Annotated in this window: 20 protein-coding genes and 4 tRNA genes; 5 read left to right on the top strand and 19 right to left on the bottom strand. The window is 59.6% G+C overall.

Going from position 1 to position 23,198, the window contains the following annotated elements; all coding sequences use genetic code 11:
- Nucleotide 1: 1 nt before the first annotated feature.
- The 8 genes from rplK to KI787_11160 form a co-directional block, all read right to left on the bottom strand.
- Entirely contained in the window at nucleotides 2-430 is a 429-nt protein-coding gene (gene rplK / locus KI787_11195) for a 50S ribosomal protein L11 (protein ID MBV6630516.1), read from the bottom strand.
- Between the two features lie 79 nt (nucleotides 431-509).
- The gene (gene nusG, locus KI787_11190) at nucleotides 510-1,043 is read right to left on the bottom strand and encodes a transcription termination/antitermination protein NusG (GenBank protein ID MBV6630515.1); all 534 of its coding nucleotides are present in this window, start codon (nucleotides 1,041-1,043) and stop codon (nucleotides 510-512) included.
- Nucleotide 1,044: 1 nt separating this feature from the next.
- Entirely contained in the window at nucleotides 1,045-1,425 is a 381-nt protein-coding gene (gene secE / locus KI787_11185) for a preprotein translocase subunit SecE (GenBank protein MBV6630514.1), read from the bottom strand.
- Nucleotides 1,426-1,467: 42 nt separating this feature from the next.
- A tRNA-Trp gene (locus tag KI787_11180) sits at nucleotides 1,468-1,543 on the bottom strand.
- A 110-nt stretch (nucleotides 1,544-1,653) separates the two neighbouring features.
- Nucleotides 1,654-2,844: an elongation factor Tu gene (tuf, locus tag KI787_11175; protein MBV6630513.1), complete on the bottom strand. Its 1,191-nt coding sequence runs from the start codon at nucleotides 2,842-2,844 to the stop codon at nucleotides 1,654-1,656.
- 170 nt (nucleotides 2,845-3,014) lie between these two features.
- Nucleotides 3,015-3,090, bottom strand: a tRNA-Thr gene (locus KI787_11170).
- Nucleotides 3,091-3,134: 44 nt separating this feature from the next.
- Nucleotides 3,135-3,208, bottom strand: a tRNA-Gly gene (locus tag KI787_11165).
- Between the two features lie 13 nt (nucleotides 3,209-3,221).
- Nucleotides 3,222-3,306 (bottom strand) — tRNA-Tyr (locus KI787_11160).
- A 157-nt stretch (nucleotides 3,307-3,463) separates the two neighbouring features.
- Here KI787_11160 and KI787_11155 point away from each other — a divergent pair.
- Nucleotides 3,464-4,789, top strand: a complete 1,326-nt coding sequence (locus KI787_11155) for a TolC family outer membrane protein (protein ID MBV6630512.1) — start codon at nucleotides 3,464-3,466, stop codon at nucleotides 4,787-4,789.
- A gap of 84 nt (nucleotides 4,790-4,873) precedes the next feature.
- On the opposite strand, the gene KI787_11150 is transcribed toward KI787_11155, so the two are convergent.
- Nucleotides 4,874-6,127: a 3-deoxy-D-manno-octulosonic acid transferase gene (locus KI787_11150; GenBank protein ID MBV6630511.1), complete on the bottom strand. Its 1,254-nt coding sequence runs from the start codon at nucleotides 6,125-6,127 to the stop codon at nucleotides 4,874-4,876.
- A gap of 9 nt (nucleotides 6,128-6,136) precedes the next feature.
- Between KI787_11150 and KI787_11145 the strand changes: the two genes are divergently transcribed.
- On the top strand, nucleotides 6,137-7,072 hold the full coding sequence (locus tag KI787_11145; protein ID MBV6630510.1) for a lipid A biosynthesis acyltransferase: 936 nt from the start codon (nucleotides 6,137-6,139) through the stop codon (nucleotides 7,070-7,072).
- Nucleotides 7,073-7,130: 58 nt separating this feature from the next.
- Here the strand turns inward: KI787_11145 and KI787_11140 are convergent, their stop codons facing one another.
- The 5 genes from KI787_11140 to KI787_11120 form a co-directional block, all read right to left on the bottom strand.
- On the bottom strand, nucleotides 7,131-7,835 hold the full coding sequence (locus KI787_11140) for a 3-deoxy-D-manno-octulosonic acid kinase (GenBank protein MBV6630509.1): 705 nt from the start codon (nucleotides 7,833-7,835) through the stop codon (nucleotides 7,131-7,133).
- Nucleotides 7,836-7,844: 9 nt separating this feature from the next.
- The gene (locus KI787_11135) at nucleotides 7,845-8,237 is read right to left on the bottom strand and encodes a hypothetical protein (GenBank protein ID MBV6630508.1); all 393 of its coding nucleotides are present in this window, start codon (nucleotides 8,235-8,237) and stop codon (nucleotides 7,845-7,847) included.
- 11 nt (nucleotides 8,238-8,248) lie between these two features.
- Entirely contained in the window at nucleotides 8,249-9,181 is a 933-nt protein-coding gene (locus KI787_11130) for a branched-chain amino acid transaminase (GenBank protein ID MBV6630507.1), read from the bottom strand.
- Nucleotides 9,182-9,282: 101 nt separating this feature from the next.
- Nucleotides 9,283-10,452 carry a glycosyltransferase gene (locus tag KI787_11125; protein MBV6630506.1) on the bottom strand — a complete coding sequence of 390 codons (1,170 nt, stop codon included), beginning with the start codon at nucleotides 10,450-10,452 and terminating at the stop codon, nucleotides 9,283-9,285.
- Nucleotides 10,449-11,297, bottom strand: coding sequence for a glycosyltransferase family 2 protein (locus KI787_11120; protein ID MBV6630505.1), 849 nt, complete (start codon nucleotides 11,295-11,297; stop codon nucleotides 10,449-10,451). Before KI787_11120 ends, KI787_11125 begins: the two co-directional genes overlap by 4 nt.
- 368 nt (nucleotides 11,298-11,665) lie before the next feature.
- On the opposite strand from KI787_11120, the gene KI787_11115 reads away from it, so the two are divergent.
- Nucleotides 11,666-12,709: a glycosyltransferase family 9 protein gene (locus KI787_11115; GenBank protein ID MBV6630504.1), complete on the top strand. Its 1,044-nt coding sequence runs from the start codon at nucleotides 11,666-11,668 to the stop codon at nucleotides 12,707-12,709.
- A 6-nt stretch (nucleotides 12,710-12,715) separates the two neighbouring features.
- On the opposite strand, the gene KI787_11110 is transcribed toward KI787_11115, so the two are convergent.
- From KI787_11110 to glnE, 3 genes are all read right to left on the bottom strand, one after another.
- Nucleotides 12,716-13,714 (bottom strand): glycosyltransferase family 9 protein, encoded by a 999-nt coding sequence (locus KI787_11110; GenBank protein ID MBV6630503.1) that lies wholly within the window; start codon nucleotides 13,712-13,714, stop codon nucleotides 12,716-12,718.
- A gap of 55 nt (nucleotides 13,715-13,769) precedes the next feature.
- Nucleotides 13,770-14,954: a hypothetical protein gene (locus KI787_11105; GenBank protein ID MBV6630502.1), complete on the bottom strand. Its 1,185-nt coding sequence runs from the start codon at nucleotides 14,952-14,954 to the stop codon at nucleotides 13,770-13,772.
- 246 nt (nucleotides 14,955-15,200) lie between these two features.
- Complete coding sequence (gene glnE / locus KI787_11100) at nucleotides 15,201-17,915, bottom strand: bifunctional [glutamate--ammonia ligase]-adenylyl-L-tyrosine phosphorylase/[glutamate--ammonia-ligase] adenylyltransferase (GenBank protein ID MBV6630501.1); 2,715 nt, start codon at nucleotides 17,913-17,915, stop codon at nucleotides 15,201-15,203.
- Nucleotides 17,916-17,929: 14 nt separating this feature from the next.
- Here glnE and KI787_11095 point away from each other — a divergent pair, with 14 nt between their 5' ends.
- Entirely contained in the window at nucleotides 17,930-18,523 is a 594-nt protein-coding gene (locus tag KI787_11095; protein ID MBV6630500.1) for a prolyl oligopeptidase family serine peptidase, read from the top strand.
- Between the two features lie 159 nt (nucleotides 18,524-18,682).
- On the opposite strand, the gene KI787_11090 is transcribed toward KI787_11095, so the two are convergent.
- Complete coding sequence (locus tag KI787_11090; protein ID MBV6630499.1) at nucleotides 18,683-19,645, bottom strand: nitronate monooxygenase; 963 nt, start codon at nucleotides 19,643-19,645, stop codon at nucleotides 18,683-18,685.
- A 318-nt stretch (nucleotides 19,646-19,963) separates the two neighbouring features.
- On the opposite strand from KI787_11090, the gene KI787_11085 reads away from it, so the two are divergent.
- On the top strand, nucleotides 19,964-22,591 hold the full coding sequence (locus KI787_11085) for a serine/threonine protein kinase (protein ID MBV6630498.1): 2,628 nt from the start codon (nucleotides 19,964-19,966) through the stop codon (nucleotides 22,589-22,591).
- On the opposite strand, the gene KI787_11080 is transcribed toward KI787_11085, so the two are convergent.
- A complete protein-coding gene (locus tag KI787_11080; protein ID MBV6630497.1) occupies nucleotides 22,548-23,120 on the bottom strand; it encodes a hypothetical protein in 573 nt (190 codons plus the stop codon). The two genes, KI787_11085 and KI787_11080, sit on opposite strands and share 44 nt — an antisense overlap.
- Nucleotides 23,121-23,198 lie beyond the last annotated feature (78 nt).

Raw genomic sequence — 23,198 nt, 5'->3', positions numbered from 1 at the left:
CTTAGCCCTCCACTTCCAGGCCCATGCTACGGGCACTACCAGCAATAATGTTTACAGCCGCATCCAGACTGCCCGCATTCAGATCAGGCATCTTGGCGTTGGCAATTTCCTCAAGCTGTGCGCGCGTAACCTTGCCCACCTTCTTGGTGTTCGGGGTCGCACTACCAGATTTGATACCAGCCGCTTTCTTCAGCAAAATCGAAGCCGGGGGCGTCTTGGTAATAAAGGTGAAGCTGCGATCGGCATAGACCGTGATCACAACGGGGACCGGTAGACCCGCTTCCATGGACTGCGTCTGGGCGTTAAAGGCCTTACAGAATTCCATGATGTTCACACCATGCTGACCCAAGGCTGGGCCTACAGGTGGCGAGGGGTTGGCCTGACCAGCCTTCACTTGCAGCTTAATGTAGGCGCTGACTTTCTTTGCCATGTTTTACTCCTAGCGGGTACCAGCGGTGGTTTTGACCACCTCCCCAGTGATGAGCAGCCGCCAATACGGCGACCGCTAGTTAAACTTTTTCGACTTGATTGAAGTCGAGTTCCACCGGTGTCGATCGACCGAAGATCACTACAGAAACGCGCAGACGACTTTTCTCGTAGTTGGCCTCTTCCACCACCCCGGTGAAGTCGGCGAATGGGCCGTCCAAAACCCGAACGCTCTGACCAGGGTCGAACAGCGTTTTGGGCCGCGGCGCTTCATCGCTATCCTCGACGCGCGCCATGATGGCCTGCGCCTCTTTCTCGGTGATTGGAGCCGGTCGATCAGCAGTGCCACCGATAAAGCCCATGACCTTGGGAACAGACTTCACCAAGTGCCAGCTCTCATCGTCCAGGTCCATTTGCACAAGGACATAACCGGGGAAGAACTTCCGCTCGGTGGTTCGCTTCACGCCATCGCGCAGCTCAACCACCTCTTCGGTTGGGACCAAGATCTCGCCAAATTTATCTTCTAAGCCCGCCCGCTTAATGCGGTCTTCGAGACCTTGCTTTACCTTCTTCTCATACTGAGAGTAGGCGTGCACAACGTACCAACGCATAGCCATATCAGGCCCCGCGACCGGTGAGAATCTGCAGGCCCAACAGCAGCAAACTGTCGACGCCCCAGAGCACCATTCCCAAAATGAGAACCACGATCAAAATGATGGCCGTGGTTTGTGTGGTTTCTTTGCGGGTTGGCCATACCACCTTGCGGACTTCGGTTCGCGACTCACGAACCACCGCCCAGGCTGCCTGTCCTGGCCGCGATTGCAAAGCCACCAACACGGCCACCGCACCGCCGGCCAGCATAGCCAGCACGCGCACGAGGACGTTAAAATCGGATTCGAACCAGTAAAAACCCGTGATACTGGCCGCGAGTATGGCAACCGCCAACCACAACAATGCGGTGTCGCGGGTGCTGCTCGTGGCCTCGGAATGCGCACTCATGAATGTATCGACTCTGCCTGTCCGGGTTTTCAAACATTAAGGTGGCAGGGCAGGAGGGTCTCGAACCCCCAACCTGCGGTTTTGGAGACCGCCGCTCTACCAATTGAGCTACTGCCCTACACGTCTGCGATTTACGCAGCAAACAAAAAGGCCGCGAATGTTAGCAAAGTTCGCGGCCGTTGATCAAGCGCCGCCAGCCCTGCGGCTGACGGCGTGACCCGATCTCGATTACTCGATGATCTTGGCGACGACGCCGGCGCCAACAGTACGACCGCCTTCGCGAATCGCGAAACGCAGGCCGTCATCCATGGCGATCGGAGCAATCAGCTCGATCTTCACGTTCACGTTGTCACCAGGCATCACCATCTCGGTGCCTTCTGGCAATTCCACAGCACCGGTCACGTCGGTGGTGCGGAAGTAGAACTGCGGACGGTAGCCATTGAAGAATGGCGTGTGACGACCACCCTCTTCCTTCTTCAGCACGTACACCTCAGCTTCAAACTTGGTGTGCGGATTGATGCTACCGGGCTTGGCCAGAACCTGACCACGCTCAATATCTTCACGCTTGGTGCCACGCAGCAGAATACCGACGTTGTCACCAGCGCGGCCTTCGTCCAGCAGCTTGCGGAACATTTCCACACCGGTCACGGTGGTCTTGGCGGTGTCTTTGATGCCGATAATTTCGACTTCTTCACCCACCTTCACAATGCCGCGCTCAACACGACCCGTGGCCACGGTACCGCGACCAGAAATCGAGAACACGTCTTCCACAGGCATGATGAAGTCGCCGTCGATGGCGCGCTCAGGCTCAGGAATGTAGGTGTCCAGGGCTTCGATCAGCTTCTCGATGGCTTGGGAGCCAATTTCGGACTCGTCACCTTCCAGCGCTTTCAGCGCAGAACCGGTGATGATCGGCGTGTCGTCGCCGGGGAAGTCGTAGGTGGACAGAAGATCGCGCACTTCCATCTCCACCAGCTCCAGCAGCTCCTCGTCATCGACCATGTCGGCCTTGTTCAGGAACACCACGATGTAGGGCACACCCACCTGACGCGCCAGCAAAATGTGCTCGCGGGTTTGGGGCATGGGGCCATCGGCTGCAGAGCACACCAAAATCGCGCCGTCCATCTGCGCCGCACCGGTGATCATGTTCTTCACATAGTCAGCGTGTCCGGGGCAATCCACGTGCGCGTAGTGACGACCTTCCGATTCGTACTCCACGTGCGCCGTCGCAATGGTGATACCACGCGCTTTCTCTTCAGGAGCATTGTCAATCTGGTCATAAGCACGCAGCTCACCACCAAACTTCTTACCCTGCACCACCGTCAGCGCCGCCGTCAGCGTCGTCTTTCCATGGTCCACGTGACCAATCGTCCCCACGTTAACGTGCGGCTTGGTGCGTTCAAACTTTTCCTTGGCCATGCTTCATGGTCCTCTATCAAGACTACAAATTGTGAAAAACATCGGGGATTGCTGTATCCAGCTCACCCCGCCAAACGCTGCGGCTGACAGACCTGAGGCCCGCCCTCCATCGCTCGCTGCTTCCAACACAAACGACCGTAGCCCGGAAGGGGCGACGGCCTTTTGATCCGTGGTGCCCAAAGCCGGAATCGAACCGGCGACCTCTTCCTTACCAAGAAAGTGCTCTACCGACTGAGCTATTTGGGCACGTTGTCGAAACTACCTGCGTGCTTTAAGCGTTCGCGTTCAATTGGAGCGGGCGATGGGAATCGAACCCACATCATCAGCTTGGAAGGCTGAGGTTCTACCATTGAACTACGCCCGCGAAAGGCATTATTTGGTGGAGGGAGAAGGATTCGAACCTTCGAAGGCATAGCCGGCAGATTTACAGTCTGCTCCCTTTGACCGCTCGGGCATCCCTCCGGGAAGCCGCGTATTGTTCCGGGGTACAGAACGTTTGTCAAACCCCTGAACGAACTTTTTTCTTCATTCATCGCGACCAAGACCTATGGATGGCAGTGCAATGGAGCGAACACGGTAAACTCGCCCCTGGACACTTGCCGCCTGTTGGAGCCCCTGTATGTTGTTTCGATCCGCCGGGATCGCTGCTGTGTGCGCAGCGACAGCCTTTTCTCACCCAGCATTCAGCGGTCAGTTGCTCGACCTATACGACTTAGCACAGGATGCCGACCCCATTGTCGCTGCAGCGCGCGCTTCAGCCGATGCGCAACGTGCCCAGGCCGGAAGCTTACGCTCCGGGATATTGCCGCAGCTCCAGGCCACCGGCAGCTTCACCCGGGAACGCGATGAAACCACGACCGGTAACGTGGTTATTCAAGAAGCCACGGTCTTCGCGAATAACACCAACTATGGGCTGCGCTTGGAACAACCCATTTTTGATGCCGCAGCCTTCGCGCGCTATGCGCAGGTCGACGATCAACTCGCCATCGCCATGGCCAGCACCGCACTCGCGGAGCAAGACCTCATCGTGCGGCTGGCAACAGCCTATTTCGATTGGCTGGCGGCCAAAGATAATTTGGGCTTTTCGCGCGCCGAATTGAGTGCAATCGGCCGCGCCCTGGAGCAAGCCGAGGTGCGTTACGAAGTGGGCTTGGCAGCCATTACCGATAAGCAAGAGGCGCAAGCGCGCTACGACTTGGCGCGCTCCGGCGAGTTGGCCGCAGCTGCTGAGCTACGCTCACGCACCCAAGCCTTACGCAACCTCACAGGCATGGCGCCAGCGACCCCGGCCCAGCTACAAGATCAGCGGCTAGACCAATCACCGGCTCCGGGCGACCCGCAGACTTGGGTCGAGCAAGCCCTGGAACATAATTTGGACCTACTCACCGCCGAGAAAAACGCCGAACTGGCGCGTCAGGAAAAGAAGGCGGCTCGCGCTGCTTTTCTGCCTCAGCTCAGTTTGGTGGCGCAGCACAACTCCATTGACAATACCGATGCGCAGTTCGGCCGCGCAGCGGAGATTTCGACCATTTCGCTACAGGCCAGCCTTCCATTATTTGCCGGAGGCGGCAATCGCGCACGCTTCCAGCAAGCCAATGCAGAGCATATTGCCGCGGTCGCTCGCGCCGAACGCACCCGGCGTGAAGTGGAGCAATTGACCCGCGACGCTTATGACGGAGTCGTGACCGGCTGGGCACGCGTGGAAGCCTTGGAGCAAGCCGTACGCTCGGCACAAAGTGCCCGCGACGCAGTACAAGCCGGCCTGGAAGTCGGCACGCGGACCAATGTGGACCTGCTAGACGCTGAGCGCGAGTTGTTTCGCGCCAAACGCGACCTCGCCCGCGCGCAATACGACTATTTGCTCTCCCTGCTGCGCTTAGAACAAGCCACAGGCGACCTGAATTTCGAGGATTTACAGCGTATCGACGCCCTGCTCTCGAGCTAAACCACCGCGCCTAAGCTTGCCATCGGCGTGGTCGCCACTCACGCAGCAGGCCGCATCCACAGTTGTCGGCTGCTGTACGCGGGTTTAGTTATCTAGCCAAGGGCGCAAAGCCTGCACGATGCGTGATTGGGCGCCGCTTCCAGCCTGCTGTACGGCCTGAGCATCCCGCCCCAATTGAGTCACGCGCTGCGGGCTTTGCCATAGCTCAGCAATCACCTTGGGTAGCTCGCCCCCCTGTTCAATAGGCAGCCAAGCTTGCGCGTCTTGCAAGGCCTGTCCTACGTCCTCGGCATTACGCCAATGCGGGCCGGTGATGATGGCGCAGCGCGCGCGGGCGGGCTCTAGCAAGTTGTGGCCGCCAATAGGCACTAAGGATCCCCCCATGAACACCACCTTGACCTGATCAAAGACGGCTTGCAGCTCGCCCAAAGTATCCAGCAGCCACACCGCCGCGGCTTCCGGCGCCTGCTTGGTGGAACGTCGCACCACGCTGAGGCCCTGCTGCTGCGCCAACTGCGTGACCTCCGCAGCCCGGCGAGGATGTCTTGGTGCCAAAATCAACAGCGCCTGCGGCCAGTCTCTCCGCAAGCTCCGGTGGGCTTTAAGCACTTGCTCCTCTTCACCGGGGTGCGTACTGGCCGCCAACCACACGGGCCGCCCGGTACAGACACTGGCTAAGCAGTCCGCCCATGCGGGCTGGGGCGCAGGCGCCGCGAGATCCCATTTTAAGCTCCCCAGGGCTGCCACCCGCTGTGCCCCCAGCTGGCTAAAACGTTTTGCATCGGCCGGCGTTTGCGCACTCAGTAAAGCCACCGGCCCCAGGCAGCGACGCATCAACCCCGCACCCAGCCAACGCTTCCAGCCGCGCACACTACTCGCCCGCACCCTGGCACTCACAAACACCACGGGAATCTGACGCTGGTGTGCAGCAAGCAGCATTTGCGGCCATATTTCCGTTTCGATAATCAGGAGTAGCTGGGGCCGCACCCGGTCCAAAGCGCGGCGCACCCACGGACCATGGTCAATAGGCCATGCTGCGACCGTGGCCCTAGGAATCTTTGCAGCCTGCCAGGCCGCCATCCCGGTTGGCGTAAAGGCTGTCAGCAAGAAGGGGCGCCGCGGGTATTGCTGACGCAATGCCCGTACCAATGCTAAAGCCGAGCGCACCTCGCCAACCGAGGCCGCATGCACCCATAGCGGCGCGTTGCCGACCACGGGAAGCTCTCCGCGTCGCTGGGGCATATGATGTCGCCATTCAGGCTCGCGTCGCGCCAGCCAGCGCAGAGCCAGCAGGGCCAGTGGGCCCAAAATTGGTGCCAGGATGGGGTACAGTCGCATCCCCAGATTATGCCCAAGCCTACCGTGAGCCGAGATTCTGAATCCTTGTGGCATCCGCGCCACTGGCCAAGTTGGCTGGTCGTGGGCCTATTGCGTTTACTGGCCTTACTTCCTCTTCGTAGCTTTTTAGCCGTGGGGGCGGGCCTTGGCCGATTGGCTTACTACCTATTGCCGCGACGGCGCCGCATTACTCAGGTGAACTTGGAGATCTGCTTTCCAGAACTGAGTGCAGAGCAACGCCAACGCATGATTCGCGACCACTTTGCTGCGGTCGGAATGGGCATGGTGGAGGTGATGTTGTGCTGGTGGGCCAGCCCGCGCAGCTTGCACGGCCGCACGCGTATCGAAGGTGCCGAACATCTGCGCGCCGCAATGGATCAAGGCAGCGGGGTTATCTTACTTAGCGCACACCTCACATCCTTGGAACTGGCGACGCGCATCCTATCCCAGGAGTTTCCGGTCACGGCCATGTATAAACCACATCGCAATCCAGTCTTTCGCACTGTGATGCAGCATGGCCGAGATACTCACGCGGACGTACAAACGATCCCCTTCAATGATGTCCGTGGGATGCTGCGCGCGCTCAAAGCCGGCAAAATTGTGTGGTACGCACCAGACCAAAGCCGACGGATGAAATTTAGTGCGGTGCTGCCCTTCTTCGGCCATCCCGCCATCACTAACATTGCCACCAGCCGCCTCGCGAGGATGACAGGCGCGCCGGTAGTGCCGTTCTTCATGTACCGCGAGCAACATCCCGATGGCGGGCCTTTATGGCGTCTGGTGCTGCAACCCGCGATGCCTGGCATCCCCAGCGGAGATGATGAAGCCGATGCCGCCCAGACCAACAAACTCTTCGAAGACGCCATCCGTGTAAAACCCGAGCAGTACCTCTGGATGCACCGTAAGTTCAAGGGGCTGCCGGGTGAGGACCTCTATCGGAATTAAGGCGGCAGGCTGCATCGCTTAGCCCCATCTACGCATCCACATGTGGCTGGAGAGCGTCTCATGTAAACGGGGTCAGGATGGTCTCCAAACCGCTTAAATTCACCCCCGACCAATTCTCATTGGTGGCAATTTTATGCAGCGAGCGCAGCAATCTCGCGCGATTTTGACGACAACGCGCCGCTGGTTGCTGGGCCCGGCCACGGTCCCAATCAATCAACCAGAGTTGGCCTTGGTCATCCCGCAGTACATTGCGTGCGTTGAGGTCAGCATGCCAATACCCCGCCCACGCAAAGCGATCCAATAGAGCGTCCAAGGCCTGAGTGTCGGCCTCCCGCCAAAGGCCACGCTGCAAACAGTCGGCCAGGGACTGACTGCGCTCTACAGCCTGCATCAGCAAACTACCCCGATAACTCAGTGGCTGCCGCCATACGGCGACTGCGACCGGCCGCGGCACAGGAAGCCCTTCTTCGACCATGTTCTGAAGCAGATGGAACTCACGCCAGGGGCGGGTGCGGCGCAGGCCCGGCCAGGCATATCGGCGACGCACCAAGCGCCCCGGCAAGCCGCCGCGCAAAAACTCGCGCAGCACCCATGACTCCCCGGCCGGCCCCTGCACCAACCGCGCAGAGCCTCGCCCCTCACCGGCGCTGCGCGCTTGCTGCCAATACTGAGGGTCTACCAGCGCGACATCAGGCTCGGCCCAAAGCTGCGGATCGAAAAGCAGCTCACAGTCGCCCAGCTGGCGGTGAACGCTAGCGGACACCGCGCGGACCTAGGCGTAATCTGAGTAGGACTTTTCTTCGACGATGACCGAGCCCAGGGCTAGATTGATTTCTTTTTTAATCCGTGCTCGTTCGTCATTGGTGACATATACGCTGCGCGCCAAATCGATAAAGCGTTGTTCGAAGCGTTTGGCGCGCTCTTCCTCACGAATATCGTCTTCAATCACCCAAAGCTTCTCATTCACGGCTTTGAGCGCCGCACGCTGAGCACTGAGGTCAATCTCCGCAGGCACACCTTCAGCCCAAATGGCATTGAGCAAATTCAGCTCTGTACGCACATTGGCGTTTTTTTGCGGGTCGGAGATGCGCTCGGACTTAATCTCCAAAATGGTGATCTTGTCCAGCAGTTCGCCCGGTGATACCGGGGCCATCAGTTGATCCATGGGAGTACTCCTTAGGCGACAACGGTACGCCAGTGCGCGTAATCGTCGGTCTGCCCTTTCACTATGTCGAAATAGCGCTGCTGTAATTGGGTTGTGACAGGGCCACGGGCGCCACTGCCAATGGTGCGCCCGTCCACTTCTCGGATCGGCGTGACTTCTGCAGCGGTTCCAGTAAAGAAAGCCTCATCCGCCACATAGAGCTCGTCGCGGGTGATGCGTTTTTCCAGCACTTCAATGCCGGCTTCTTCAGCCAGAGTGAAAATGGTGCGGCGGGTAATCCCGTCCAGGGCGGAAAGTAAGGTGGGCGTATACAGCTTGCCGTCGACCACCATAAAAATGTTCTCACCGGAGCCCTCGGCCACATAGCCGTCTACGTCCAGGAGCAATGCCTCGTCGTAGCCATCACGCAGCGCCTCATTCAAAGCCAGCATGGAGTTAATGTAGTTGCCGTTGGCTTTGGCTCGGCACATGGTGACGTTGGGGTGATGCCGAGCGTAGGAGCTGGTGCGAATGCGGATGCCGCGTTCCATGCTCTCGTCGCCCAAATAAGTCCCCCAAGTCCAGGCAGCCACAATGAGGTGGACTTGCAAATTGTCGGCCCGCAGCCCCATCCCTTCAGAGCCGTAGAAGGCCATAGGACGCATGTAGGCCGACTCGAGCTTGTTGTCTCGCACGGCAGCAATCTGCGCCGCATTCACCTCATCCTTGGTGAAGGGAATCTCCATCCCCAGAATCTTGGCCGAGTTGAACAGTCGGTCGGTGTGTTCTTGTAGGCGAAAGATCGCGGCTCCCTGGGGCGTTGCATAGGCGCGCACACCCTCAAAGACACCCGCCCCGTAGTGCAGCGTGTGCGTCAAAACATGGGTGGTGGCATCGCGCCATTCCACCATCTTGCCGTCGTACCAAATGAGGCCGTCGCGGTCCGCCATCGTCGTAAGTGCCATGACTCTCTCTTCTACCGGTGCTCAGCTAGTGCGGGCCGTCGCCACACCAGGGTTTCCTTAAACCCGTAATGGTAGCTTGTGCTGAGCCACTCTGTCCCCGCCTAAGCGGGGCCGTTCAGATATTCCTTAACCACGGCGCCTTCCGAAAACGGCTCTAGCCAAGCCGGGTCTACCGCTTCTCGCGGCTGTTGCAGCCGCTCCCGTAGGCCCTGGGCCAAGGCCTGCTCCGAGTCGGCCACCAGCCAGGCTCGCAAAGGGCCGTGAAAAACATCGCGGACGCCCCCAGGGCAGTCGACAGCCAAAAGTGGCGTGCCGCAGGCCAGAGCCTCGGTTAACACCACCCCCAAGCCCTCGTATATCGAGCTGAGCACGAAGAGGCGTGCCTGCCGCATCCAGGGATAAGGGTTTTGCCGCTGGCCCGCGAAAATCACTCGTTCTGCCACACCCAAGTCCCGCGCCAGGGCGTGTAGCTTTTGACGCAAGGGGCCATCACCGACGATGACCAAATCCTCAGCTGGCTGTGCTTGGGCATAGGCTCGGAGCAGGCGCTCCTGCCCTTTTTGCGGCACCAACCTCGCCACATTCAAGATATAGGGGCGCGAGGGAAGGTCTGGCTCTGCCACCAAGGACTGCTGATAAATCTCCTCCGCTGCGCAATAGTTGGTAATCACCCGCAAACTAGCGGGCTGAGCCTTGTATTTGTCAAAGAAGCTTTGTGCCGACTCCGCCACACCTGTACTCACCGCAACCAGGTGCCGCCGGTGATACAGCAAACGGGCCTCCACGCGATGAAACCAAGCTGCCTGACGATCCTGAACAATGTTTTCCAACACATAGCGCAGCCGGGGGTCGCGCCAACCCCAAAAAGTTTTGAAAGTGCCGACCCCGCGAAAAATAATCTGATCGAAGCGCCCGAACTCTTTTTCCAAAGCGCGCACATGGGCACGCAGCACCAAGCCAGACCACCAGCCCACCCACATAAAATGCGATTTCGGAATCAGCACGCCTAGCAGTAGGCGTGACAGCAGGAAGAACAGCCCACCCAGGCCCGAAGCCCATAAGCGACGGATCTTGTCGTGTACGTGGATCTGCACAGCGGGCTCGCGCGGCGCCAAAACCCGAGGTCGTGTGCGACAGGTCATGAGGTGACTGTCGTGACCGGCGCGCGCCAGCGCATCCGCCAGGTCCACGGCCACCCTCTCCATGCCCCCCATCTTCAGCGAGTGCACCACCACCAAGATGCGTTGGCGGGCGGGCTGCTCCGTGCTCATGCTGTGCTGTCTTGCAGCTTGTGGATGCCATTCGCCGCACGCACCGTTTTGTTCTTTTTGACCGCCTTACGAATGGCGTCGTTGCGCGCGCGAATATGGGCCTTGGAATAACCCCGGGCATGATCGAGGTGCAGACACACGGTGCTGTAGCGAATTTGCTGGGATTGATGGCCATAATTCCACAAGCGCTCACCCAGCTCACGGTCCAGGCCACCGTACTGCATGTCCTCGTTAAAGCCATTCACGGCTTTGAGGTCCTCGGTCCAGGTAGAGCTGTTCATTCCATTCCAACTGGCATTGGCCGGAGTGAGGCGGTTCAGCCAAGTTTTCCAGAATGTGGAGCGCGTCAACTTCCATAAGCGACGGTTGCGCGGCTGCCCCTGAGCCACCAACCAATCAGCATCAAAGCAGCGCCCTGCGCAGATATCCTCTTCGCTAATCTGCTCAGACACCGGCATGGTGAGCTTGATATAGCCCCCAGACAGAAACCAGCCGGGCTTGGCAAGACGGCGATGGGTCGCCACAAAGTCGGGCTCTGGAATGCAGTCCCCGTCGGTAAAGATCAGGTAATCACAATCCGTCTGCGCAATCACTTTATTCAGGATTTGGCACTTCCTAAAGCCCTGGTCCTCATGCCAAACATGAACAATTGAGAGCTTGCGCCGGCCTTGAAAACGCTCGATAAGCGCGGCCGTCTCCGGCCCAGAACCGTCATCAGCCACAAACACCTTGAAGTGGGTGTCGGTTTGCTGCTCATAGCCGATGAGCACCTTTTCTAACCAGAGCGGCGCGTTGTAAGTGGTAATCACCACGCCAATCTGCTGAGGGCTGGTAGAGGTCTGCATAAGAAGGTTGCTGGGTCTGTGGCTGCGATCAGAGCCTTGTGCACCAACACAAGCAAGCTCAGCGGATGCAAGCTGCGCTGGATAATCAACAAAGCCCCTGAGATCGTAGTATCCCACGACTAACGCTGCTTGCTGACGTGGCCTGGGCTTCGGGGCTGTTCCAGCGGGGCTGGTCCGGCGCGGCTGGTCCGGCGCAAACCTGAAACAAACTCGCCTATGTTCAGCCCTGAGGCAGCCCAAGCAGCGCCCGCAGCAGTTACCGCTAGAACTACGCTCGCCCTGGTTATCGGGCCGCTGGCCAACACAACGATGACAGCCTGGCCATGCATACTGTGCGCCTTACTTTTGCCTGCAAAGCCCTTTAGTCGATGCTGCCCTTTGCTTCCACCGATGCCCCCATTGTCATGCGCTTTGGCGCCTTGGGCGACATGGTCATGCTCGTCCCCATGCTCAACTGGTTGGCCGCAACCACGGGCGCGCCGGTGGACATTATTGGATCTGGAGGCTGGACCAAGCCCTTGCTATCGGGCGTGGACTCGGTCAACCAGCTGCACCTACTCAGCAGCCGCAAGACGCCTTATCTTTTCAATCGCAGCCAGCAAGAGCTCGTCCAATGGCTCAAAACCCAGCACCCCAGGCCGGTAATCATCTGCGAAACCGAGCCCAAGTCACGTTGGCTGGTCGAGCGCGCCGGCTATGGCCCCGATGAGATGTTTTGGGCCGGAGATCTGCCCATCCAGGCGGGAGAGCACTGGGTGCAGCGATGGTTGCGTTTAGCCTGCCTATGCTATGGGCAGCGCTGGGAGCCGGGTATTGCCCATACCTACACCCACCAGGGTTGGCTACCGGCCTCCGGCGCGGCCCGCGAGGATTTTCAGCAATGGGTGCAGGCTCGTGGCTGGCAGCAGGCCGAGCTGCTGCTGATTCAGCCCGGCAACAAACGCACCATGCGGCGCGGTCGCGCCGAACGTCAGAGCAACCCTAAATTTTGGCCGGACGACTATTGGGTCGCCGTGGCGCAATGGCTCTGCACCCAGCACCCACAGGCCCAGGTGCTGTTTTGTGGGTCGCCTGAAGAAGCCGAATACATCGATCGCTTGAGCGCGGCCTGCAACCATCCCAGAGTGCATAACCTCGCCCGCGATTTGCCCATACCCCGACTGCTGGCGCTGCTGGAGAAAGCCCAAGGCCTCATCAGTGTAGATACCGGCCCTGCCCACGCGGCAGCTGCCGCCGGATGCCCGACGGTGGTCCTTTTTGCCGACAAGGACCCGGCACTGTGGCAACCCTATACGGGCCCCGCTGCGGTCATTCCCCTGCAGGCATCTTCGCAAAGCATGGCCGACATCTCCGTCGCTGAGGTGCAGCAGGCCTGGCAACAACTCAGCCTATCCACCGCAGGCCATGGCTAGTACGGATTAGGCGGCGCCTGCTAAGCGCGCGGTACAGACTTGCCGCAGACGCGCGCAGACTTCCTCCACAGTGATGCAGGCCATGGCCTGCTCGGACTCCACCCGCGTTCCCCAGGGCACCTGCTCCACCGACTTCGCCATCACCGCCTGCAAGGCGCGTGGATAGGCGTCTACGCAGTATTGACGCCAACGATAAGGCCCGCAACGCTGCGGGTTACTCAAACCATACAAACCAATCGCTGGCGTTCCGGCCAGCGCAGCCATATGCGCTGGACCAGAGTCCGGTCCCACCACCACCGTACTGCGTTCCATCAGCGCTAAAAGCTGCGGCAAGGTGTCCTGACCGACCAAATCCAGGGGGGACTGTTGACTCCGACATTCAGCCAGAATGCGATCGGCTAGCTGCCGCTCACCGGCGCTGGGCCCACCACAAATCACGACGCGCAGACCGAGTTCCTCCAGCGCATAATCCACCAGCCCTGAGTAGCCTTTTACGCTCCAATTGCGCAGAGCCACGCTAGAGGCCGGAGCCAGCAGTAATGTGGGCTGCGTACCTGGAAGTTTGTCAGCGGCCCACTGCCGCTCAGCGTCGCTAATGGGGATAGACCAACTCAGTACAGGCTCCGGCAGCCCGAGATAGCGCAAGAACCCCAATTGGGCTTCAAGCACATGCTGGCGATCAATGAACGGAATACGCTCGTCTACAAACAGGCCATGCAGGTCTCGCCCTCGCACCGCGTCATAGCCAATTCGGCGCTGGGCGCGTACCCCTAGACTGGCAATATGAGCCCGCATGCTCACCTGCATGAGCAGCAGCAGGTCAAAACGCCGTCCAGCCAACTGTGCGTAGAGCTGCCGGTAGCCTCGCCATCCGGCAGCCTTATCCAACACCAGGAATTCCACATCGGCTAAGGCCTGCATTAAGCGGTGCTCATGCTTCCCGATGATCCAAGTGATGCGAGTCTGCGGCCAATGCTTACGCAAGCTATGCACCACCGGCAGCATGTGGGTGACGTCGCCCAAAGCTGACAAACGCAGCAAGCAAATATGGCGCGGTGCCTCAGCCAAGGTTCCAACTCCATTGCCAGCGTTGAGCTGCGGGCTGCGCGCGCCGCCTGGCTCCAGGATGCTGTTTCAATCGCTCGCTCAAGCGGCGGAAATGCTCCTGAGTGGGCGCCTTATGGTGTGCGGGAATGCAGTAATCATTCAGCAAATAGTTGATAAAGGCTTCGCGGTGAGTCGCGGCAGGCAGCTCACCGGCGTCAGCCATACGCATCCATTGCGCAAGCTCCGCAACGCTTCGGGCCTGCGCCGCCACCCCGGGAATGGCGTAGCAGGCGCGTCCGAGCGTCATCACCGGCCGGTTCAGCAACACACTTTCCAAGCCCACCGTAGAGTTGATGGTCACCACGCCCAAGGCGTGATCGATCAGCTCTTGCGTGCTATTGCCATCTGCAAATCGTGCGCAGCCCAAGGCCTGGAACAGGCGCTCGAGGTCGGCGTAATCCTGGGTGCAACTCGGGTGACGTTTGAAAACCAGCTCCACATCACTGTGCTGCAAACCATCACGGGCGGCTTCCAAGACCACCTGCACCAAATGGCGCATGTTGCGAATCCAGGGGGAATACAAAAGTACCTGGCTATCCAAGCGCACTTGCAGAGGAATAAAGAGATAACGTTTGGGCAGGCGCTGCGCGGCGTCAACGCGACGCCTAGATGGTCTTGGCAATAAATTCTGGGGCCAGGCGGCGGACTTGTTATAGCGCGCGTAAAACTGCGGGTCCTGAGGAATGGAATTATCTGCGTTGACCCCCACCGGGTCGCAAGTGGTGGTATTCGGCAACAATCCGCACTCAAAGATATAGCGCTCTACGCCTAGACGATCCGCTGCGAATAGTGCTGAGGCCACATCGACTGACTGCCCTCCCCACACAGCGACGGCATCGGGCTTCAGGGACTCGATCCGTCGCCATACGTCATTGATGTGCCAACGCGCCACACGCCGATGACTGTGCTCAAGCGCGCGCAGCCGCCAAGACGGAATTCGCTCGCGTGCCCACTTGCGGCGCATGGTGTAGTCACACACCTCATCCACACACGCCGCTGGCAAACAGTTGGCCGCCCCCTGCCAACGAATACCAATAGCTGCCGTATGGATATCCAGCTCATCGATGCCGGACTGCAGCGTGCGAAAGTAACGCCTGGCTTTGGGCGTGTTGTGCAGCAATAAGACGCGACGCGCCATACAAGCTTCTCCCAACTGAAGTTCAGACCGCAGCGTGGCGCGCCACATCTGAGTGATAGGCACAGTGATGTTCCACCATGAGCCGCTGCCAAGCCATGGCCCAAAAGCAACTACAGGGATAGCTTGGAGGACAAAGATGGCAGCCACGTGAAAGGCCTGCCCACCGCAGCGCTGCTGGCTAAGCGGCTACACCAAACTTTGCCTGCGCCGCTATGGCCAGTGGCTCATCCGGCGGTACACACCGCGTTAGCTCGTCGATGCTTGGCGACCAAAAAAGCTCTGCAGCAAGGGCAGCGCTGGCAATTGCTGCTGCGCTTGCTCCGGGCTCTGCAAGGATTGCGCATGGATTCGTTCACGCAGTAGGCGGTAGCGCTGCGCCAAAGTGTCGGCGGTATCGGGCTCGATGAGGTCGGCGGCAGCCGCCGACTCTAGAATGCGTAACACATCGCCAAAGCGCGACAGTGCCGGCCACTGCGCAGCATGGGCTAATACCAACCACTGGGAATAGAACTCGATATCGACCAGCCCTCCAGGTGACTGCTTGTCATCGAAGTCCTTGGTGATGGGCTTGTCTTTGAGCATGCGTGCACGCATGTCCTGAATATCTTGGAGCAATGCTGCGTGATCTCGACGCCGGCCCAGAATGTCCAGGCGCAGCTCATTAAAACTCGCAATCACCTCAGCCTGCCCTACGATGGGGCGGGCACGCACCAAGGCCTGGTGCTCCCAGGTCCATGCCGACTCTTGCTGGTAACGGGCAAAGGCCGACAACGACGTCACCAATAAGCCAGCATTGCCATTCGGGCGCAAACGCATGTCCACCTCATAACAGCGACCTGCCGCAGTTTGCGTGGCCAGGGCAGAGATGAGTTTTTGCGCAAGTCGCGTAAAGAACAATTGCGGGTCTTGGTCCACACCCGGAATAGGCCCGTCGCGGTATACGAAGACCAAGTCCAAATCTGAGCTGTAGGACAGCTCCATCCCGCCTAATTTGCCGTAGGCCACGACGGCAAATGGTAAAGCGCCCAGCTTGGGCCAACGCTGGCGCATACGCGCCTGGGCCCAATGCAAGGCCGCGCGAACAACCTCTTCGGCCAACTCAGTGAGCTGGTCCGACACGCGCATCAGCGGCAAGGCATGCGCCACATCAGCCGCGGCAATGCGCAAGCCCACAGCATGCCGAATCCTCCGCAGCTGCTCCAATACCGCCTCATCATCCTCCGTGTCGCAGGCACTGATCTGCCTTTGGATATGTTGGCGCAGTGCCTCGCGGGTTGGCGGAGCATAGAGGGTGCGAACATCGCATAGTTCCACCAATAAGGACGGATGCTGAACCAGCTCGGCAGCAATGGTTCCGCTGTGCTGGCAAAGCCAGAGTAGTTCGCGGCGCGCCTCCGGATGCTTGCGTAACAAGCTCAGATACTGGGGGCGCCCGCAAATCGCCGTCACCAGCGCCAGCACTCGGCGTCCGGTGGCGTCATCTGGGGCTTGATCCAGCAGGCGCAGGGCTAACTCAAAAGCCTCCGTCTGCGCGTCCGCATCACGAAATCGACGCTGGGCTGCCAGCTTCAGCGCTTCTAGTTCTGCGCGCAAATCTGCAAATGGAGCCGGCCATGACGGCTCATCGTCGCTCTCCAAGGCGACCATGAGCTCTTGCATAGGCTTGGGAAGGGGGGCGTCTTCAACCGGCGTGAATAGCTCTAGGAAATGACTCCGCACCCGACTTCGCACCGCCTGCAGGGCAGCCTCAAACTCGCCCCAGCGGGAGTAACCCAAGGCCGCAAGCAGACGCTGCCGAGCCTCTTCTTCTAAGGGCAGTACATGAGACTGGGCATCGGCGACAGCCTGCCAGCAGTTCTCCACGTGGCGCAAAAACCAATAATGCTGCGCCCATTCCTGGGCGAAAGAGGTGTCAACCAGCTCTTCTGCATGCAGGGCCGTGAGCGCCAGAATCAAACTACGTTGCTGCAAGCTTGGCCGAGCGCCGCCATGAATCAGCTGCAGGGCTTGAACTGTGAACTCCATTTCGCGGATTCCACCCCAACCCCGCTTGATATCTTGCTCACGGCCCTTATGCCGCACATCGGCATCGATATCGTCCTTCATTTGTTTCAGGGCGGCGAGCTGGCCAAAATCGATATAACGTCGATAAATGAAGGGAGTGAGGCCCTCTAGCCAACTCTCCCCCACCTCGACATCACCGGCCACACAGCGCGCCTTCTGCCAGGCATAGCGCTCCCAGTCCCGCGCGTGAGTCTCAAAGTAACTGTCCAGCGCAGCCAGGGAAAAACTCGGGGCGCCCTGGCTACCAAACGGCCGCAACCGCAAGTCCACCCTAAACACAAAGCCATCCTCCATAGGCTCGGATAGGGCCCGCGTCACCCGCTGAACCAGTTTGGCCATCAATGGCTCTACAGCCACCGAATGGGCCGCGGCTGTGGCGCTATGGGCAAAGACCAAATCCACATCCGATGAGAAGTTCAGCTCCGAACCGCCAAGCTTGCCGAGCGCAAAGACCAGCGGTTGAATGGGCCGGCCCCGCGCGTCCACAGGCTGACCTTTCTTGGCGCAAAGCTGCTGCCAGTGGTAGTCGACCATTGTGGCAATGCTCTGATCAGCCAGCCGGCTTAAGGCCTCCACGATCTGCGCCGGCGTGTAGCGACCCAGCACCTGACCGCAGGCAAGCCGAACCATCTCTCGATTGCGGTAACGGCGCAGGCCTGCATCGTCCTGCGGCGGCGGCGAAGGCGCTGCAGCAGCCGTCATCAAGGCTGGAAACTCCGCCGGGTTGCGACGCGCCCAATCACTGACAAAGCGGCTGGCCAGCAAACAACGCAGCAGCGGCTGAGCCTGCGCAGATTCCGCGGACTCGCCCAGCGCTGCCAGCAGTTCGAGGCTACGCTCGCGTAAAGCGCTGGGCAGCGCGGCTAGGTCAAGGCGATAATCCGGGCTGTCTTGCATCTGCGTACATCCTTATGACGACCGTCGCCCTACTCTATCTGCATGGGCTAGGTTCCAGTGGTAACAGTGACACTGGGCAGTTTCTTGAGCAGCATTTCGGGCAGACCCACCGTGTGCTGCGCCCGGACTACCGCCCGCAGTTTTTTGTGGAATCGGTGCAGGCTATCGACCGCTGGATACAACAGCTGGGTGAGGACGCTGAGCGTGTCGCCATTCTCGGCAGCTCTATGGGCGGCTGGCAGGCTCTGCATGCACTTGCGCGTCATCCGCAATTGCAGGTGTTGGCTCTGAACCCGGTGTTGGCTCCGGCCGCGTTGGCAACATCTGCGCCGCCAGACCAGGTCGACCACCGCAGCGGCGATCCACTACCGTGGCCGCAGCCCATCCGAGTCGAGGACTTCCCACCTGCGCCCCTGGCTACGCTACCGGCGCAGCAACTCAGAGTCTTGATCGGTCGTCATGATGATGTGGTGCCACCCCAGCCTACCATCGATGCATGCGCCACATTCGATATCAGCCACCGCGTATTGCCCTGGGGCCACCGCGCGGAGTTTGGCTCGGTGCTTCGCGATGAGGTCGCCGAATTACTTGGTCGTAGCCAGGCTTGACGGCCCCATCAGCACGCAAGTAGCAGTCTGTAGCAATGAGCGCAGCGCAGGCTTTGCGCTGCCCATCACTTCGAGCTCAGATCGACAATGATCTGCAGCCCAAGCTTGTGGGACAGGGCCAAAAAGACCCTGTCCACTACTGCTTTTTCAGGAGCGACACTACTGGCCCAGCAAGCGCTCGCGAGCGGCCCGGTACTCGCCCTCAAGGCGGTCGATTAATCCAGCCGCGCTAGGGATTTGGTCCACAGCGCCAATGCCCTGCCCGCAGCCCCAAATATCGCGCCAAGCTTTGGTGGGTTTGCCGCTAGAGCCAAAGTCCATCTGCGACACGTCGCCCTCGGGCAGATTGTCCGGGTCTAAACCAGCCGCTTCAATAGAGGAGCGCAGGTAGTTACCGTTCACTCCAGTAAACAGGCTGGAATAGACGATGTCGGCAGCACCCCCATCGACCACCGCTTGTTTGTAAGCCTCGGCAGCTCGCGCCTCTTTGGTCGCAATGAAGGGCGAGCCGATGTACGCCAGATCCGCGCCCATCGCTTGGGCCGCCAAGATGGAATCTCCACGCGCGATACAGCCCGAGAGCAGCAGCGGCCCATCAAACCAACTGCGAATTTCCTGAACCAGCGCAAAAGGCGACCAAGTACCCGCATGTCCACCAGCGCCAGCCGCAACAGCGATGATGCCGTCGGCCCCTTTATCGATGGCCTTGCGCGCAAACTGATCGTTGATCACATCATGAAAAACAACGCCGCCATAACTGTGCACGGCCTCAAACACTTCTGGCCGGGCCCCCAAGGAGGTGATCACGATGGGAACTTTGTACTTCACGCACATTTCCAAATCATGCTCTAGGCGATCATTGGAGCGGTGGACGATTTGGTTCACCGCGAACGGCGCCGCTGGTTGATCCGGGTTTGCCGCATCGTGGGCGCGCAGCTCTTCTGTGATCTGAGCCAACCACTCATCTAACTGTTCAGCCGGTCTGGCATTGAGCGCAGGGAAAGAGCCCACAATGCCCGCCTTGCACTGGGCGAGAACCGAATCCGGGTTAGAAATAATGAACAGCGGTGCAGCCACGGCGGGCAAGCGTAGGCGTGAAGCCCAAGGCTGGGTTAAGGCCATGATCTATGTCTCCGTCAATCTACGCCGGCGGCGTAGCCAGATCAGTCAAAAAGGCCCTGAAGTGTACGCAATCCTTAAGCAACAAAAAGGCGGCGGGCCCGACGGACCCGCCACAAACCCCTGAATCAGGGGTGCAGGGTTTATCACCCTCCGCTTTTGCCCGGATGGAGCGAACAGCAATATCTGATTCCGCCATTCGCTCAATGGGGTGGGGGCAGCCTTGTTGAATCGCTCAAAGCGCCCGCATACTCCCTACATTCGTAATCACTGGGCAAAAGCGGACATCGGCAATGCCAAAGGCCGGCGGAGGGCGCATCCATGGCAGACAGCAGCCAAGTCAGCGAAGACGAGATTGATCGCGTATTAGATGCGGTCATTGATCTGCCTGCGCCGCAAAGGCTGCAGTCCGCAAGGCGGATATGCGCTGACAACACACCGCTCTGGGCCGCAATTCAGCCCATGCTGGAATTGGATTTAGACCCGACGCAATTTCTGCAACCCCGCTCGGTCGCTGCGCGTAGTCCCACATCGCTACCTACATCCAGCCTCATTGGGCAAGCGATTGGCGCCTGGAAAGTGGTGCGCAAGCTGGGCCAAGGCGGCATGGGCGAGGTGTTCTTGGTCGAGCGGGCCGATGGCCAATATCAAATGCAGGCCGCGCTCAAGAGGTTGCACACCGCCGATCCTGCCAACAGCGAACGCATGCAGCGGGAACGACAAATCCTGGCTGCTTTAGCTCATCCGCATATTGCACAGCTACTCGATGGCGGTGTGGATGATCAAGGCCACCCATGGATGGTGATGGAGCTGGTTGATGGAACTCCCCTCGATCAGTGGGCACATGGCCGATCCCAGCAGGAGATCCTGCCGGTTTTCGAGCAGGTCCTGGATGCGGTGGCTTATGCGCATAGCCAACTGGTAATTCACCGCGACCTTAAGCCCTCCAATGTGCTGGTGGACGAGCGCGGCCGAGCCAAACTTTTGGATTTTGGCATTGCCAAACTTCTCACCGCGCTGCATACCGCCGACAAAACCCAAGCCTTGGCAACGCCCAACTACGCAGCCCCAGAGCAGATGCTCGGTGAACCTGTGAGCACCGCCACAGACGTGTATGCCCTGGGCGCCATCCTGTACAAACTGCTCAGCGGCCACCCTCCTCTGGACCTGGAGGGGGCGCCCATCCCGGTGCTGATTGACCGCGTTCAGCACCAAATACCGCCCAGCCCTAGCAGCCTTCAGCCGGGCACGATGGTGTCACCAGCCTTGGACGCTATCTGCCTAAAAGCTCTGCAGAAGCGCCCGGTTCAGCGTTACGCCAGCGTGACGGACCTGCGGGCAGACTTGGACCGGTTTCGCAAGGACTTTCCGGTTTTGGCCCGGGAGCCAGGCCGCTGGGATTACTTCGCCCACTTTCTGCGCCGCAACCGTCTGATTGCCAGCGCTGCAGCTGGCGTCGTCATGGCGATTTTTGTGGGTCTATTGGCGACCAGTTGGCAGGCTCGGCTGGCCCTGCAAGAGCGCGACGTCGCGCGCCTGGAGCTGCAACGCATGCAGAGCCTGCGCAATGCATTTAGTGAGATTCTGACCAACTCGGCCGAGCGCTCCGACCCGGCTCAAACACGCGCCCTGTTTGAGCGCGCCAGCACCGCCGCCGAGGCCCGCGTCGCCCAGGACCCACTGACGGCCGCCACCTTGTGGAGCATGCTGAGCTCGCAACTACTGCATGCCGAGGATTACGCTGGAGCACGCGGCATCTTAAGCCGAGTCGATACGCTAAACCTGCGCGCACTCCCGCCCAGCCTGCAAGCCGACATTGCACTGAATAAAGCGCATCTCAGCTTTCGGGATCGAGACCTTGAGGCCACCGCCGAGCACATTGCCATGGTGCGCGAGGTCTACAGCCAAGCACCGATGATTCAGCGCCATCTGTTGCTCTCTTTGGCCACGCTAGAGTCTCAGCTAGAGCGTGCCCGCGGTAATGAAGCCGCCGCCGTGGAGCGTCTCAAACAAGGCTTAGTTCATGCCCGCAAATACTTGGGGGACAAGCATCCAGAGACCGCAACCCTGTGGGTGAATTTGGCCGTTGCTCATTACTACGCCGGTAATCTCGGTGCGGCCCTACATAGCTCCGAACAAGGCTATGCCATCTACCAGGCATTAGGAGAAGAGCAGTCTCCAGACGCCTTGAACCTACTCACTAACTGGGGCGCATTTGCCTTACGTGCCGGGCGCCCCTTGGAGGCGCAGCAGCGCCTGAGCAGCGCATTGGATCTGCGCTCTAAGCTCTATGGAGCGTCTGCAGCGCAAGCCGTATTACTCAAAAACCTTGGCATCACTCATTGGATTAACGGAGAATTAGAGGACGCTCGCACCTTGCTGGAGCAAAGCCAATGGATGGCGAGTCGGTATGCCGGGGCCGGATCTAATCTCCATGCGTCCGCTAGCTGTAATCTCGCCCGCTTGCTGTACCTCACAGATCACACCGCAGCCGCAGCAGCGGCAGTGGCAGAGCTGCCCACAGACTTTTATTCCACGCAAAGCATTTGGGTGAATGTTTGCCAGGGCTTGCAGCACATCATCGAAGCGCCCGCGGTTGCTGCCGGTCCGCCAGCGCCCGCGCTTGCGGCCATCAATAAGCTCAAGGCTCGTGGCAAGCGCGGTGAGAATCATGCCGCCCACCTGCGCGAGGCCCTCGCGCATCGCTTAGGGCGGCAGGCAGATTGGGCAGGAGCCTTAACTCAAATCGAGTTAGCCATAGAAGAAAAGTCGGCCGCCCGAGCTCCAGAGCATTTCAGCATTGCCATGCTCCAGCTCAAGCGGGCCGAATACCTGGAGCGTTTAGGTCAACAAAGAGTGGCGCAGCAAGAGCGTTTGGACGCCCAAACCAGCCTGCGCCGAGTCCTCAGCCCGACGCATCCTCTATTGGCCCGGTCCACGTCGCCTTAAGCTTGTCGTGCAGTAAGGCACGCACCTTGATCCAGTCGCGACGCAAAGTACGCGAGGTCACGCCCAAGGCAGCAGCTGTCTCTTCGTCGTTAAAGCCGGCAAAATAGCGACACTCCACCAGGGCCACTAAGCGAGGATGCTTGTCGCGCAGTTGCTCCAACACCGTGTCTAGCGCAACCAAAGTATCCGCATCGGCGTCGTCTTGCGCCGCAATTTCATGCGGAAACGCGGTGGCATCCAAGGACAAGGGTTTGACGCCGCCTCCACGCTTATTAGCCATGTGCGCCCGGGCATTATCCACCAAGACTTGGCGCATGGCCTGAGCCGCTGTCATCAAAAAATGCTGGCGGTTTTCGTAGCCTTGGTGGCTGGCCAACTTCAAATAGGCCTCATTGACCAGTGCGGTGGTCGCCAAGGTTTGTCCAGCAATGAGCTTGCGTCGTTCGCGCCTCGCGCAGCGCTTGAGCTCCTCGTACATCGCCGCGTACAACGCGCCAGATCCTTGTTGCGTCAAGCCTTCATCATCCATTTGTATCCTCCGCAGGCCGTCTCGCCGCAGCGCAGCCTTGTCATTTTTTTTGATACTGCCACGCTGTAGCCAGACCGC

The organism is Oceanococcus sp. HetDA_MAG_MS8 (assembly GCA_019192445.1).
GTDB lineage: Bacteria > Pseudomonadota > Gammaproteobacteria > Nevskiales > Oceanococcaceae > MS8.
Note: the sequence above shows the minus strand (reverse complement) of the source record. Positions and strands in the feature narration are given on the sequence as shown.